This is a genomic window from Alteromonas sp. CyTr2, assembly GCF_947311905.1.
Classification (GTDB): Bacteria; Pseudomonadota; Gammaproteobacteria; order Enterobacterales; family Alteromonadaceae; genus Alteromonas; species Alteromonas macleodii.
The window spans coordinates 1-14,239 of the sequence record NZ_CAMZMZ010000041.1 but is presented as its reverse complement, the minus strand read 5'-3'; the positions used below and the strand labels follow the sequence as shown (position 1 = coordinate 14,239).

Here is a 14,239-nt window from a genome sequence, read left to right as displayed (position 1 = left end):
GTGTAAATTAAGTGCCATCCATGACCTAACAGGAGCAAGTGTAAACGAACAAATTAAAAGAAATCTCGTTCACTTGACTTATTTGCAAAACCTTTACAAATCAAATATATGCCTGCGGGTAAGGGGATGTTATGGCCTTAGAAAACACAACAACTAACACTGCTGAAAATGGCGTCAGCGCACTACTTTCAAAATTTGGTTTACATACTGCTGACATTGAAAGTAAATCGGCAAATTCAACGGAAGTAGCCAATGAAGCGGCAACCAGCGGCCAGTCTTTGCCGTCTTTGTTCGCATCGTTACTCGCAATAGAGAATCAACCGAATGAAGCTGATGCAATCGACAGCAAAATATCAGGCGAAGCTAATCTCTCAACACAATCTAATATACTTACCGGCACAGCCAGCGATGTTCAAGGCGCATTATCTTTGCTTTCTGGTACGAGTAGCGTCAATGGGGTTTTATCAGATGATGCAATTGCCACCATGCAAGGCACGCTGTTAAATGCATTGCAAAACAATGTATTTCAATCGCTAGTTACCAACAATGATACGTCCGTAAATGCTACTACTAGCGTTCTGGGAAATGGTGATAGCAACGCGGCTGCCAATAATCAAAGTGATACTACTCCAACACTCTTCGATAATTTGTATTCCGGCGCTTTCGGAGACGATGGGCTTGATCTTAAAGACGGATTTGATGCGTTAAATATTGCAAATCACCTACCCATAGTTTCGGATATTTATGAAGCAACCACGTCAAATCACACGGCCGCGGCAGCAAGCTTGGCGGGAAGTTTTTTATATGGCGGAATAGGCGGATTAATGTATAACGCTATCGATTTGACCGTAGAGAATGTGACAGGACAAAGCATCTCAAACAATATGTGGTCGATGGGGCAGTCTTTACTCGCGTCAGTTTTTAGCAATCCAAGCATCGACAGTAAGGTAAGTGCTAACATTTCAGGTGCGCCACAAACGCAGGCGAGTGATGCCACCGCATCTATTCAGACTGATGATATAACCACCGGAATAACCAACAAGGCAGCAGATGCTGCCTACCAGTTCGTTCAACGAGGTTTCAATTAACCTAAAGACCAGCTTCTGCCCACCAAACTACAAGGCCGTTGATTTAACCAATCTTAAAAATTCGGTTTAACTGGCTTGTAGTCGGGTGACAGAAAAAGCGGCGACGTTATTACTAGGTCAGCTGTGTGGCGGGTGTGCAGGCAACTGGTACATTCCATACCGAACACAGTCGTAGCAGCGCTTTAACGTCAGGGTCGTGAGGCGCTGGGTTTAGCGGATCCCAGAAAAAGAAAAGTGCATCTAGCTTATTCTCAGCGATGAGTGCTCCTATCTGCTGGTCGCCCCCAAGCGGGCCACTTTTGTAGCGCGTAACTTCTAGCCCCGTTTCATTGGCAATTAAACCGCCTGTTGTGCCTGTTCCCACTAAATTACACTGTTTGAGCACATCAATGTGCTGCTTAACCCAAGCAAGTAGCTCAGGCTTTTTATGATCGTGCGCAACAAGCGCCAAGGTAAGTTTGCCCATTTTATTTTCCGAGTTAATCCTAACAACCAATACTCACGGCCACTGTCGACATACGGTAACAATTTACCAGCTTTGCATGGTTAGACACTGTAACTAGTCATATCACGCATTAATGATGAACGACGTGCATTACTGGTAAACATTTCCACTCAACCATGCCATACAGTGAGTATAAATATTCAGTTCTATTGCGTAACTTGTCAACTTACTGTCACAACTATAAATATATTATTAGTTATATTTTTTGTGGCGTAGTCGCCGCAACCACCCAATAAAATATTTATACATTTTTATTGCATAAACATTCAGATTAGATACACTAGTCGACGGTTAAAGCATCCAACTCATAATTTTGAGTTGCGACTTGATAGGAATTGATGATGACACAACCAACTCGCGTTGTTGGTTCAACCACTGGCAACGATAAAGAGTTTACCTCTCCCCTGGCTGGCTACACGATGCATAGCGTACGACGATGCGTGCGCCTTTCTATGCTTTTGCGGTAGCACACTTTTTACCTTTGTAATGTGGTAGCGGTTAGGCAAGGATTTACGCCCAACCAGTTTACAAAGGTAAAAAGTGTTTTTTTTTCTCCTTTTATTGAATTTTTGATTATGTACAACGTTTCGATTATTGGTGCCAGTGGTTACACAGGGGCACAACTTGTTCAGTTAGTTATTCAGCACCCTAAACTTGCATTAGCGGGGACTTACGTATCTGAGAATAGTAGCGATGCGAGTAAAAATATTGCAGAGCTTCACGGCAACTTGGCTCACGTTAATGCCACACTGACGCCTATTTCGGATGCGGCATTAAAAGAAATGGCTGACGGTGTCGATTTTATCTTTCTTGCCACACCGCACGAGGCGAGCCACGACTGGATGCCTGTCCTATCTTCGGGCAAAGCCAAAGTGCTCGATTTGTCGGGTGCATTCAGGCTAAAAGACACCAATGTCTTCGAACAGTTCTACGGCTTTCCACATACGCAAGAGCAAAGCTTGGCTCAAGCTGTTTACGGCCTTGCCGAGTGGCACGAAGCGCAAATTGCCTCTGCCGACGTTATCGCTGTGCCGGGTTGCTATCCCACTGCGAGCCTTAGTGCACTTAAACCTCTTGCTCACAACAATTTACTAGATGAAAGCGTACGCCCCGTAATTAACGCTGTTTCCGGCGTATCGGGTGCAGGTAGGAAAGCCAGCCTAACCACAAGCTTTTTTGAAGTTAGTCTGCAGGCATATGGCGTGCTAGGTCACCGTCATACCCCTGAAATTGAAGCTTACTTGGGTACCCCCGTTATCTTTACGCCGCACTTAGGTAATTTTAAAAGAGGAATTTTGGCGACCGTAACCGTTAAGGTTAAAGCTGGTACCACCAGCGCACAACTTGAACAAGCGTACACTGACGCCTATGCTGATAAACCCATTGTGCGTTTGCGCAAGAGTTTTCCAAAAATTGATGACGTTGCTCATACCCCATTTGTTGATCTGCATTGGAAGTTAGATGAAGCATCTGGATACGCAGTGATTACCGCTGCAATCGACAACGTAATGAAAGGTGCTGCCTCTCAGGCAATACAGTGCCTTAACATAATGACGAAACAACCAGTAGAGACAGGGTTAGTACTATGAGTGTTTCACCAATTGTAATTAAAGTTGGCGGTGCATTACTCGACGACACCGCCGCAATGACACGTTTATTTCTAAGCGTAAAAGACGTGCAGGCCACACGCCCCGTCGTAGTGGTTCACGGAGGCGGACCATTAGTGGAAACGCTAATGGCGAGTCTTGGTCTTCAAAGCACAAAAATAGATGGCCTTCGGGTTACGCCCGATGAACATATGCCTTATATCTGCGGAGCGCTTGCAGGCTCTGCCAATAAGCAACTATGCGCAGCGGCTTTGGCTTCAGGCTTAACCCCTGTTGGTTTGTCGTTGTTAGACGGTAATATGGTGGTGTGTGAGCCTCTAGCTGACCAGTATGGTGCCGTGGGCGTGCCGTCGACAGCAGACGCATCATTTCTAAAAAGCGTATTAGCCCAGTCAACACTACCGGTTATCAGTTCTATTGGTTCAAGCCCACAAGGCAGATTACTAAATGTAAACGCCGACCAAGCCGCAACGGTTATTGCCGAGCTTCTTAACGCTGAACTTTTACTCCTTTCCAATGTTGACGGTGTGCTTGATGGCGACAAATTGCTTATTAGCGAACTTAACGCAGCAAGCATATCGAAGTACGCAGATGAAGGCGTTATCACCGACGGGATGAAAGTAAAAGTGGATGCGGCACTCGCGTCTGCAGAGAATTTAGGCCGCGCAGTTTACATCGCGAGTTGGGCCGCCGACATCAACGACATTTTAGATAAGAAAACGGGCACGCAAATACTGCCCTCAGCCCTGACAAATACACCGTCAAAAAACGCTGATTTACCCCACACCGACTTTACAAAAGGCAACGCCGGAGAAGTACAATGAAACAGGACCTACTAACCTTTGCAGACTGGACACCCGACGCAATGAAAAACTTGCTGCAATTGGCTGTAGAAATTAAACAAGCCCCAGCAAGTTACAGCAACGTGCTAGCGGGGAAGTCAATTGTTGCCCTGTTTGAAAAGCCGTCTTTGCGAACCCGCGTTAGCTTCGATATTGGTATCAACAAGCTTGGCGGCCACATGGTGTATTTAGATGTGCAGTCGGGCAAATTAGCGGGCCGTGAAGACGCAGTAGACACCGCCGCTAACCTTGCGTGCTGGGCTGACGCCATTGTTGCTCGCGTATTTTCTCACGATACGCTAGAAACCTTTTCTAAGGCGGCAAACGTGCCGGTTATCAATGCGCTGTGCGATAAGTACCACCCATGCCAAGGCCTTGCCGACTACCTCACAATGTTTGAACGCTTCGGCAAAACCGAAGGTCTTACCATGGCCTATGTAGGCGACGGCAACAATGTAACCCATTCTCTGTTAATTGTTGGGGCGCTTCTAGGTTGCAACCAAGTTGTAGTCACGCCAGAGGGGCACGAAGCGGCACCTGAAATTGTGGCGCAAGCCAAAGCGATTGCCGAGAAAACGGGTGTATCGATTGTTGAAAGCACTGAGCTTAGTGCTGCTAACGGCGCAGACGTTATCTATGCAGATACATGGCTTTCAATGGGTGACGAGACGCCACTTGAAGTGATCAAAGAAAAGTTCATGCCTTATCAGGTGAACGAAGCGTTGATGGATGCAACCGGTGCTAGCTACGTTATGCACTGCCAACCTGCCCATCGCGATTTAGAAATTACGGGCTCGTTGATTGATAGCGATAAATCGCTATTAATGCAGCAAGCCGAAAATAGAATGCATGGCCAAAACGCCATTCTTACTCAATTACTTAACGCTTAAAAAGACGCCTAAAAAGACGCTTAGAAGGATTATTTAGATGCAAAACGTTAAAAAAATCGTGCTGGCCTATTCAGGCGGGCTTGATACATCAGCCATCATTCCATGGCTTAAAGAAAACTATGGCTGTGAAGTTGTCGCGTTTGCAGCAGATGTGGGTCAAGGTGATGAAGAACTAGAAGGGCTTCATGAAAAAGCTATCGCATCTGGCGCAAGCGAATGCCACATTGTTGATTTGAAAGAAGAGTTCGTAAGCGAATATATCTTCCCAACTATTACTACTGGTGCAGTTTACGAAGGTGAATACCTACTGGGTACGTCAATGGCACGCCCGGTCATCGCCAAAGCGCAAGTTGAGATTGCGCGCAAAGTAGGTGCCGACGCACTATGCCATGGCTGTACAGGTAAAGGTAACGATCAGGTCCGCTTTGAAAGTACCTTTGCTGCCCTAGCCCCAGACCTTACGGTAATCGCGCCATGGCGTGAATGGGACATGGTAAGCCGTGAAGATCTATTGGCTTATCTAGCTGAGCGCAATATTCCAACCACGGCATCAGCAACCAAAATTTACAGCCGCGATGCAAACGCATGGCACATTTCACACGAAGGTGGCGAGCTTGAAGATCCATGGCAAGAGCCTACCAAGCAAGTGTGGACCATGACCGTTGATCCTGAAGATGCACCTGATACTCCAGAGCGCGTAACCCTGTCTTTTGACGAAGGTAAACTGACTCATGTTGATGGTGAGGCACTCTCGCCGTATCAAGCGCTAGTTAAACTTAATACTGTTGCTGCGGCGCATGGTGTTGGACGTATCGACATTGTTGAGAACCGCCTTGTAGGTATGAAGTCACGCGGCTGTTATGAAACCCCAGGAGGCACCGTACTGCTTAAAGCGTATAAAGCCCTAGAAACTATGGTGCTAGATAAAGCTGCGCTTAAATACCGTGAGCAGATTGGTCTTGAGTTCTCACACGTGATGTACGACGGCCGTTGGTTCACTGCCCTTAACGATGCACTGCTTGCTGGCGCTGCGTCTTTTGCTAAGAAAGTGACAGGCGATATCGTGGTTAAGCTTTATAAAGGCCAAGCTACGGTTACCCAGCGTAAATCGCCGAACAGCCTTTACTCTGAAGACTTTGCCACCTTTGGTGCTGACGATGTTTACGACCAGAAGCACGCTGAAGGCTTTATCCGCCTGTTCAGCCTTTCAAGTCGTATTGAAGCACTGAAAAAACAAGGTGAACAATAAGCTTTACCTACAAAAGTAAAGCTTAAATCAGAACAGCATTTAAGGAGCATCACATGGCGTTGTGGGGTGGCCGGTTTGAATCCGGTGCAAGTAGTATGTTTAAACAGGTTAACGATTCGCTGCCGTTTGACCAAGTTATGGCAAGCCAAGATATTCAAGGCTCTATCAGTTGGTCGCGTGCGCTGCAAAAAGCAGGCGTATTGGCCGTTGATGAACAAGCCCAGCTTGAGTCTGCATTGAGCGAGTTAAAAGCGAAAGCTGATGCAGGTGAACTAGACTTTAACGCATCTAGCGAAGAAGACATTCACAGCTTTGTTGAAGCAGCGCTTATAGAGAAGCTTGGTGACATTGGTCGTAAGCTTCATACCGGGCGTAGCCGAAACGATCAGGTTGCCACCGACTTTCGCTTGTGGGTACGTGAACATATTGCCTCACTTCGCGCTGATGTTTTAGGTGTAGTAAAGTCGCTTCTTAATGCCGCTAGCCGTCATCAAGAAGCGATCATCCCAGGTTACACCCACTTACAGCGTGCACAGCCTATTCACTTTGCACACTGGTGCTTGGCTTACGTTGAAATGCTAAAGCGTGACTTAAGCCGTTTAGACGACTTGAAAGTACGCATGAATCAGTGCCCTTTAGGTTCAGGCGCATTGGCAGGTACTACTTTCCCTGTAGACCGTCACGCCATTGCTGAAGAACTGGGTTTTGATTCTCCATGCCTTAACAGCCTAGACGCTGTGTCGGACAGAGACTTTGTGCTAGAGCTTTTATTTGTAGCCAGCACTAGCATGATGCACTTGTCACGTCTTGCCGAAGACATGATTTTCTATAACTCTGGCGAAGCAGGATTCTTACAGCTTGGCGATAGTGTAACCTCTGGTTCATCGCTTATGCCGCAGAAGAAAAACCCTGATGCGCTTGAATTAATGCGCGGCAAATGTGGCCGTGTGTTTGGTTCTTTGCAGGCACTATTGGTTACCATGAAAGGCCTTCCACTTGCGTACAACAAAGACATGCAAGAAGACAAAGAAGGCGCTATCGATACGGTTAATCAGTGGCATATTTGTTTATGTATTGCCAGCGAAGTGCTTGATTCACTGCAGTTAAACGAAGAGCGCTGTCGTGTTGCGGCAACCCAAGGGTTCTCTAACGCCACTGAACTTGCCGATTATCTGGTAGGTAAAGGTGTACCGTTTAGAACAGGCCACGATATTGCAGGACGAGTTGTGCTTCAGGCCATTGACAAAGGCTGTGCCATTGAAGATTTACCACTAAGCGACATGCAGGCTATTTGCGATAAAATTGAAGACGACGTATACCCGGTACTACAGCTAGAGTACGGCGTGAATCAACGCAATATCTTGGGCGGCACCAGCAAAGAAACCGTGACGAAAGCACTGTATCAAGAGCTGGAAGACTTGGATAAGCAAGGGTAGCGACAAGGAACTGCTTAGATGGTATTAGCGCATCATGACGGCATAAAACTGTTTCGCAGTTCACTGCCCTATATTAATGCTCACCAGGGAAAGACCTTCGTATTGATGTTCGGTGGCGAAGCCATCGAACATCCTAATTTCCCTAATATTATTCACGACATTGCCCTGCTTAACAGCTTGGGCGTGCGCGTGGTCGTAGTGCACGGTGCCCGCCCACAGATTGATCAGCGCGTTGCCCTTCGCAACATCGAAGGTCGCTTTGAAAGCGGTGTACGCATTACCGACAAACAAACCCTTGAGTGCGTTAAAGATGCCGCCGGCTCGGTACGCTCTCAGGTAGAAGCCTTATTGACTATGGGGCTACCAAACTCACCTATGCACGGCTCGCAAATACGCGTGTGCTCGGGCAACTTGGTCGTTGCCAAGCCAATGGGCGTGCGAGGCGGCGTTGATTTTGAAAACACCGGTTTAGTGCGCCGTATTGATACGACCGGCATTAACGATCATTTAAACGATGGCTCAATTGTGCTGCTATCGCCTATGGGCTATTCATCAACGGGAGAAGTGTTTAACTTATCTCACGAAGATGTAGCTACGCAGGCGGCTATAGCCCTTAAAGCTGACAAACTTATCGTATTTTCGAATTTTGATGGTGTATACAACCGCGAAGGTCGTTTACTTCGCACCATTGAACGCCCTCAATTAGAACAGCTTATCATGGCAGGCGACATTACCACCGAAGATACGGTGTTAAGTGCCCTTACCACCAGCGTTGCTGCAGGTGTTCCCCGTGCCCACTGCATCAGCTTTGAAAAAGACGGCGCCTTGCTTCAAGAGCTGTTCACTCGCGACGGTACGGGCTCGTTAGTAATGGAACATCATTATGAACAACTGCGTGCAGCGACCATCGAAGATGTGGGCGGTATCTTAAAGCTGATAAAACCACTAGAAGAAAGCGGCGTATTGGTAAAGCGTTCTCGTGAGCGTCTAGAGAACGAAATTAACCAGTTTATAGTGATAGTGCGCGACGGCATGATCATCGCCTGTGCAGCCTTGTATTTATACCCTGAAGACGGCTGTGCCGAGTTAGCCTGCGTGGCAACCCATCAAGACTATCGAGGCAAAAACCGTGGCGAACGGATTTTAGATGAAGTGCGCGCCCGTGCTAAAGAAGCCGGTATTAACAGAATTTTTGTACTGACCACAGTTACCGCACACTGGTTTTTAGAGCAAGGGTTTGAACCTGCTGACATAAGTGCGCTACCTGCCGTGAAGAAAGAGCTATATAACTTCCAGCGTAATTCTAAGGTGTTCACTTTGAACGTGTGAGGAAATCTTTTTTAAAGCGTGCATGCTATGGCGTACTTATCCCAGCTACGCGATAGCATTTGCGTGTTCAGCGCACATACCTTTTCGCTTAGCGCCAATTATCAGCAAAATAAATAGTCAAAATATTGCATTTTATTCATGCAAAAGGTTTACTGGTTTGACCAGATGAGTTCACGAGACTTTCCATGTCGAGCACTTCAAAGCAATACGCTACCGCCACTAGCATCCAAGTAGAAGATATCACCATTGTCTGTGCGGATAACACGCCGCTTGCAGCTTCCCTTTTCTCTCCAACCACTTCCCCTAAAGCTGCAGTTATGATTGGCCCTGCAACGGGTATAAAACGGCAATTCTACAGCGCTTTTGCCGCCTATTTATGTGAACAAGGCTTTGGTGTTATCACCTTCGATAACAGAGGTATTGGCGGTTCGGTAAAAAGCAGCGTTAAACAAAGCGATGCGACGTTGGTAACATGGGGCGAGCAAGATATACCAGCGGTGCTAGAGACATTGAAAATTCATTTCCCTAACGTCCCCTACTTTCTTGTTGGTCATAGTGCAGGTGGTCAGCTGCTGGGTTTGATGCATAATGTGCACGACCTTACTGCCTTTTGTAATTTTGGTAGCTCTTCGGGCAGTCTGAGAAACATGCGTAAAAGCTATTTGCTAAAAGCCCATTTCTTCATGAATTTCTACATTCCCGTGAGTAATTTACTGTTCGGCCATACTAAATCTCAGTGGGTAGGCATGGGAGAGCCACTACCTAAAAAAGTGGCCCGCCATTGGCAAAAATGGTGTAACGGTAAAGGCTACGTAAAAACAGGCTTTGGCAGTGATGTTAACGAGCACCACTACAACACCATTCAGATACCTTCTAAATGGCTGCTCGCCAGCGACGACGATATTGCTAATATTCATAACGTTCACGATATGATTAGCGTTTTCCCCAATATGGAAGCAGAAGTTGAGGAGCTAGATCCACAGGCCTGTGACGTAAAAGAAATAGGTCACATGAAGTTTTTTTCCCGTAAATGTCACCATTTATGGCCTAAGGTTACCGATTATTTTAATCAGTATGTGTGAGTCAACACGTTGTTGCGGCATCGTGACAACGTGATTCTGTTTGCTAACAATACTTACTTAGAGAATACGTTGTATCAGCACGAAATTAGTAACCGTTTTACTTGGAACAATTGGAAAGAACGTGCGCTTCAAGCCATTCGCCTGCACGTTTTCGCCCGTATAGCAACTCAACAGCACAACTTTGTTGTGCTACTTTGGATTACGCTTGTCCAGTGCATATTGAACAGCCATCCGTGCAAGACCTGCTCCAATGCCAGACACCACAGCCCAAGTAACGGCTTCTTTAAGGTCTGTATTTTCACTTTGTTTATCTTTAGATGCAGGTTGATCAATTACCTTTTCCCAAGACTTTTGCAGCGTTTTTCTCGCAAGAATTCCTGCAGACGCTGCGGCGAGTCCAATGCCTACGTTCGTAATGAACTGTTTATTACTCACGGTAGCCTCCATTAGTTTTGTCCGCTGATGTGGCTAAAGATAAAAAACAGCCGCCTACTACCAAACGACTAACAGCTGTCTTTTTCTATTCGTAATATGAAGTTTAGATCAGGCAGTGATTCAACTTTTGCCCCTAACCAAATTCATGACAACTGAAATAATCAGTAAAATAACGAAAACACCAAATATAATTTTGGCAATACCCGCTGCAGAGCCAGCGATTCCACCAAATCCTAAAACCGCAGCAATTAATGCGACAACTAAAAATATTAAAGCCCAACGTAACATAATGTATCTCCTTATTTCATCATTCAAAGTCGTTCAGTATTCTAGTAGCAAACCATGGGCCTATTTGAGACTTGATATTAGCTATCACGCAGCCCATAAGGCTTACAGGCTGATTATAGTTAATGAAAGGAAATGCGTTTTATCGCTGCCGTGACTCTTATTTCAAAATATTCAGGCTTTCTTACCTTTAAAATTGTAAATATTTCTCGAATACAAAGAATCAGAGTAATTTTCATTAATTAACTCTGATTCCCCCACAATTACTATTTATTTGCTACCGCTTTTCTCACCCGTTCACCATAGTCGCTATCAGCTAGGTCGTATTGAACGAACATTGCCTCTTGAACGTCCTTAGTAGCTTGGCTTAAGCCGTCAGCAATGTTGTTTACCAGCTGCTGTTTTTGATCTTCACTCATAATGCGGTAAAGGTCACCGGCCTGTGAGTAGTTATCTTCGTCACGGTTATCGTAAATATCTAACCATGCGTCTTGCTCTAGCGGCATAGGCGGCTCTTGAACCTCTGGTGCTTCAGCCGGCTCACCAACTCGCGCGCGATTATTTGGATAGAAGTTGGCTCCACTTCCTGCAAGTGCTGGGTTAATTCCCGCAAAGGCTCCATCTCGTTGATAATTGTGCACTGGACAACGCGGCGCGTTTACCGGTATTTGGTTGTAGTTTGCACCAATACGGTATCTGTGCGCATCTTGATATCCAATTAGTCGCGCTTGAAGCATTCTGTCTGGCGACGCACCAATACCCGGTACCAAATTGCTCGGCGCGAACGCTGCTTGCTCAGTTTCTGCAAAGTAGTTATCAACATTACGGTTTAACTCCAACTGCCCTACTTCAATTAATGGAAAGTCGCTGTGAGGCCACACCTTCGTTAGATCAAACGGGTTAATGTGGTAATTACGCGCTTCCTCTTCAGTCATAATCTGCACATTCACGGTCCACGATGGAAATTCTCCGTTATCAATGCTTTCGACCAAGTCTTGCTGAGCGCCATAAGCAGGCATCTTTGCCGCTTCTTCGCTAGTTAGCGTTTTAATACCTTGGTTAGTTTTAAAGTGCCATTTCACCCAATAGCGTTCGCCTGCGTTATTCCAGAAACTCAACGTATGAGAGCTATAGCCATTCACATGACGATATGAAAGTGGAATACCGCGATCAGACATCAAGATTGTCGATTGGTGTAATGACTGAGGGTTGTTCGCCCAAAACTCGTACACGGCCTGCGGATCCGGCAAGTTCGTACGCGGGTTTTTCTTTTGACTGTGAATGAAGTCAGGAAACTTGATGCCATCTCGTAAGAAGAATACCGGGGTATTATTTCCTACCATGTCCCAGTTTCCCTGTTCGGTATAAAACTTCACTGAGAAACCACGAGGATCACGGGCATAGTCACTTGAATCCTGACCACCACCTACGGTAGAAAAGCGCAAAAACACATCGGTTTTCTGCCCTTCTTTCTGCAGGAAGTCTGCGATCGTGTAGTCAGATAAGCTTTTAGTTAGCGTAAAGGTGCCATACGCAGCACTGCCCCTTGCGTGAACTACGCGCTCTGGAATTCGCTCGCGATTAAAGTGCGCAAGCTTCTCAAACAAATAATGGTTGTCGAAAGTCACCGGCCCGCGTGGCCCCGCTGTTCGACTCTGATTATCATTGGCAACGGGCGCACCATTGCTAGACGTTAGCGTAGTAGGTTTTATAGCTGCACCTGAAAATGGACACTTACTCATTGCGAATTCCTTCTGTTTATTTCTCACCGATTTTTAGTCTTACTAAAATTGGGTGTCAGTGTGTGATTAAAGAAATGGTGTTAATTACGCTTTTCGTTTAAAGAGATAGTCGCTGATTTAATAAAACAATTAAAGTAAACAAAATAGATAGTTCTAATCGTAATTACTGAATCATTGTCCAAAATTAGTTTCATGCTTAGGATGTATTGATGTGGTGACATCGAGACAATGAATACGCGAGGCTTTTTAGGTCGCTGTATTTAATGTCAGGTAAGCGTTAAGCGGCGTCTCGCCTGTTATTAAGCCAGCACAAGGACGCTTTAAGGTCACAGCACATTTGTCTCTCTGCGTATTACTTTTTTGCAATGAAAGTCTAGCTTAGATCTTTGTCTGTAACTAAAGAGACAAACGTTTGTCTAATGCAAAGGGCTTGAGACATGGCAAAGCCACTCATCTTCATTACTGGTTTTTTAATGCTGTGCATTATCACTTTTGCGTCTTGGAAAACCTTTGAAACATTAAGCCATTTCAACGATAAAAATAACGAGCTTTCTTTTATGGGCAGCTCAGGATGGCAATGGCACAACAAATCTCAGGGGCTTCAAATAAAACGAGTCGATGGCTATTTGCCTGCGCTGAGAAAAGTATCTAAGAGCAAAGAATATGCATCGCTCATTACTATTACAGAAAGCGGCAGCTATCGCGGCTTTGTGTTTTTCGACCAAGATTGTGAAGAAGGCGCTATTGTCTCTGAGAAAGTAACTTACGCCGATACCAAATCACCACAAATTAAAGTGTTGCACTGCCTTCATGGAAAGCTGGTGTATATGAAAAACTGGTCTGCAGTGCCTAACAAACGCTGGCGAGGCCGCGTGGGTAATTTTGAATTTAATGAAGCTTTGAATGAGTGGGATTTCACGCCACTTCAAAAAGCCTATTTAAAGAGTGTTGCAGAGCTCATCTGAAAATTGGGGTCAGAGTACTTTTTTAAGCTATCGGGCCAGAGTAAGTTTTGACCCCGTTTTATGTTGGTGCCCTACGTTAGCCATTCTGATGCTAAAAAGATGACAAACATAATTAAAGTACTCTGACCCCGTCATTTGAGTAATGTACTCTGACCCCAAATTAAATGTACTCTGACCCTGAGGGATCCCCACGAATTTAATTCCATGTGCCTGCGGTCCAGGCCCCGTCGACTATGGAGCTGTACCATTTGAGTGCAGCTTTCCACTGTCGCATAGTAAATCGTATTCGACAAGCGACAGCCCTGAGTCCAAGGTAATGGAATGACAACACGCTCCTGGTTTCAGTATTGGCTTGGAAGCGCCGATGCTTATTCGATGAGACAAGTATTATACCCAGTAATATAGCTACGAGTGACGCTAACGTCGTCAGCAATACCAGTATTGTTAGACGCTGCTTTTTCACGCTTTTATTCTGTTCATAGCCAAGCCCGAACTTCGTGCTTTTCATGTCTCTAAAGCCTTCTTCAATTTGCATTCGTTGCCTGTAAATGGCCACTACTTGTTTCGATAAGCTTCGGTGAGACGCCAGTGTTGTGGCTAATAGCCACGGGTCTTTCGCCCCTTGCGCATGGGCTTTTGAGCGTTTTGAGGCTTTACGTGTACCATCTGGATTTGAAGCATGACGCCCTTTAGATTTCTGTTTAAAAAGAACTAACGTACAGGCAAAGGGGTTACCTCTAGCTATTTGGCTGTTATCAAAACGCTTAGGTCGACTGGTCGCTTG

13 protein-coding genes and 1 pseudogene are annotated in these 14,239 nt (G+C 45.8%); 9 read left to right on the top strand and 5 right to left on the bottom strand.

The genetic code is table 11. The features are described 5' to 3' along the window. Positions 1–131: 131 nt before the first annotated feature. Complete coding sequence (locus QME20_RS17050; protein ID WP_239241071.1) at positions 132–1,088, top strand: hypothetical protein; 957 nt, start codon at positions 132–134, stop codon at positions 1,086–1,088. Positions 1,089–1,141: 53 nt separating this feature from the next. Here the strand turns inward: QME20_RS17050 and QME20_RS17045 are convergent. After that, positions 1,142–1,554: pseudogene (locus QME20_RS17045) on the bottom strand (methylglyoxal synthase). Positions 1,555–2,168: 614 nt separating this feature from the next. Here QME20_RS17045 and argC point away from each other — a divergent pair. The 7 genes from argC (at position 2,169) to QME20_RS17010 (ending at position 10,028) form a co-directional block, all read left to right on the top strand. Next, positions 2,169–3,182, top strand: a complete 1,014-nt coding sequence (gene argC, locus QME20_RS17040; RefSeq protein ID WP_281716295.1) for an N-acetyl-gamma-glutamyl-phosphate reductase — start codon at positions 2,169–2,171, stop codon at positions 3,180–3,182. Next, positions 3,179–4,024: an acetylglutamate kinase gene (gene argB / locus QME20_RS17035; RefSeq protein WP_168533868.1), complete on the top strand. Its 846-nt coding sequence runs from the start codon at positions 3,179–3,181 to the stop codon at positions 4,022–4,024. The genes argC and argB overlap by 4 nt, the downstream gene beginning before the upstream one ends. Next, entirely contained in the window at positions 4,021–4,932 is a 912-nt protein-coding gene (locus tag QME20_RS17030; protein ID WP_069943625.1) for an ornithine carbamoyltransferase, read from the top strand. The genes argB and QME20_RS17030 overlap by 4 nt, the downstream gene beginning before the upstream one ends. 37 nt (positions 4,933–4,969) lie before the next feature. Beyond that, a complete protein-coding gene (locus QME20_RS17025) occupies positions 4,970–6,181 on the top strand; it encodes an argininosuccinate synthase (protein ID WP_110289422.1) in 1,212 nt (403 codons plus the stop codon). A 53-nt stretch (positions 6,182–6,234) separates the two neighbouring features. Next, positions 6,235–7,617 carry an argininosuccinate lyase gene (argH, locus tag QME20_RS17020; RefSeq protein ID WP_168533872.1) on the top strand — a complete coding sequence of 461 codons (1,383 nt, stop codon included), beginning with the start codon at positions 6,235–6,237 and terminating at the stop codon, positions 7,615–7,617. 18 nt (positions 7,618–7,635) lie between these two features. Next, the gene (argA, locus tag QME20_RS17015) at positions 7,636–8,946 is read left to right on the top strand and encodes an amino-acid N-acetyltransferase (protein ID WP_168533874.1); all 1,311 of its coding nucleotides are present in this window, start codon (positions 7,636–7,638) and stop codon (positions 8,944–8,946) included. Positions 8,947–9,131: 185 nt separating this feature from the next. Then, positions 9,132–10,028, top strand: coding sequence for an alpha/beta fold hydrolase (locus tag QME20_RS17010; RefSeq protein ID WP_281716294.1), 897 nt, complete (start codon positions 9,132–9,134; stop codon positions 10,026–10,028). A 189-nt stretch (positions 10,029–10,217) separates the two neighbouring features. Here the strand turns inward: QME20_RS17010 and QME20_RS17005 are convergent, their stop codons facing one another. The 3 genes from QME20_RS17005 to QME20_RS16995 form a co-directional block, all read right to left on the bottom strand. Continuing rightward, on the bottom strand, positions 10,218–10,463 hold the full coding sequence (locus tag QME20_RS17005; RefSeq protein WP_168533878.1) for a DUF4235 domain-containing protein: 246 nt from the start codon (positions 10,461–10,463) through the stop codon (positions 10,218–10,220). Positions 10,464–10,583: 120 nt separating this feature from the next. After that, a complete protein-coding gene (locus QME20_RS17000) occupies positions 10,584–10,751 on the bottom strand; it encodes a DUF1328 domain-containing protein (RefSeq protein ID WP_014978132.1) in 168 nt (55 codons plus the stop codon). A 263-nt stretch (positions 10,752–11,014) separates the two neighbouring features. After that, entirely contained in the window at positions 11,015–12,490 is a 1,476-nt protein-coding gene (locus QME20_RS16995; protein WP_168533880.1) for a catalase, read from the bottom strand. Between the two features lie 437 nt (positions 12,491–12,927). Here QME20_RS16995 and QME20_RS16990 point away from each other — a divergent pair, with 437 nt between their 5' ends. Beyond that, on the top strand, positions 12,928–13,455 hold the full coding sequence (locus QME20_RS16990; RefSeq protein ID WP_239218089.1) for a hypothetical protein: 528 nt from the start codon (positions 12,928–12,930) through the stop codon (positions 13,453–13,455). 196 nt (positions 13,456–13,651) lie between these two features. Here QME20_RS16990 and QME20_RS16985 read toward each other — a convergent pair. Next, positions 13,652–14,239, bottom strand: a 588-nt coding sequence (locus tag QME20_RS16985; protein ID WP_281716293.1) for a transposase, incomplete at its 5' end; no start/stop codon positions are given.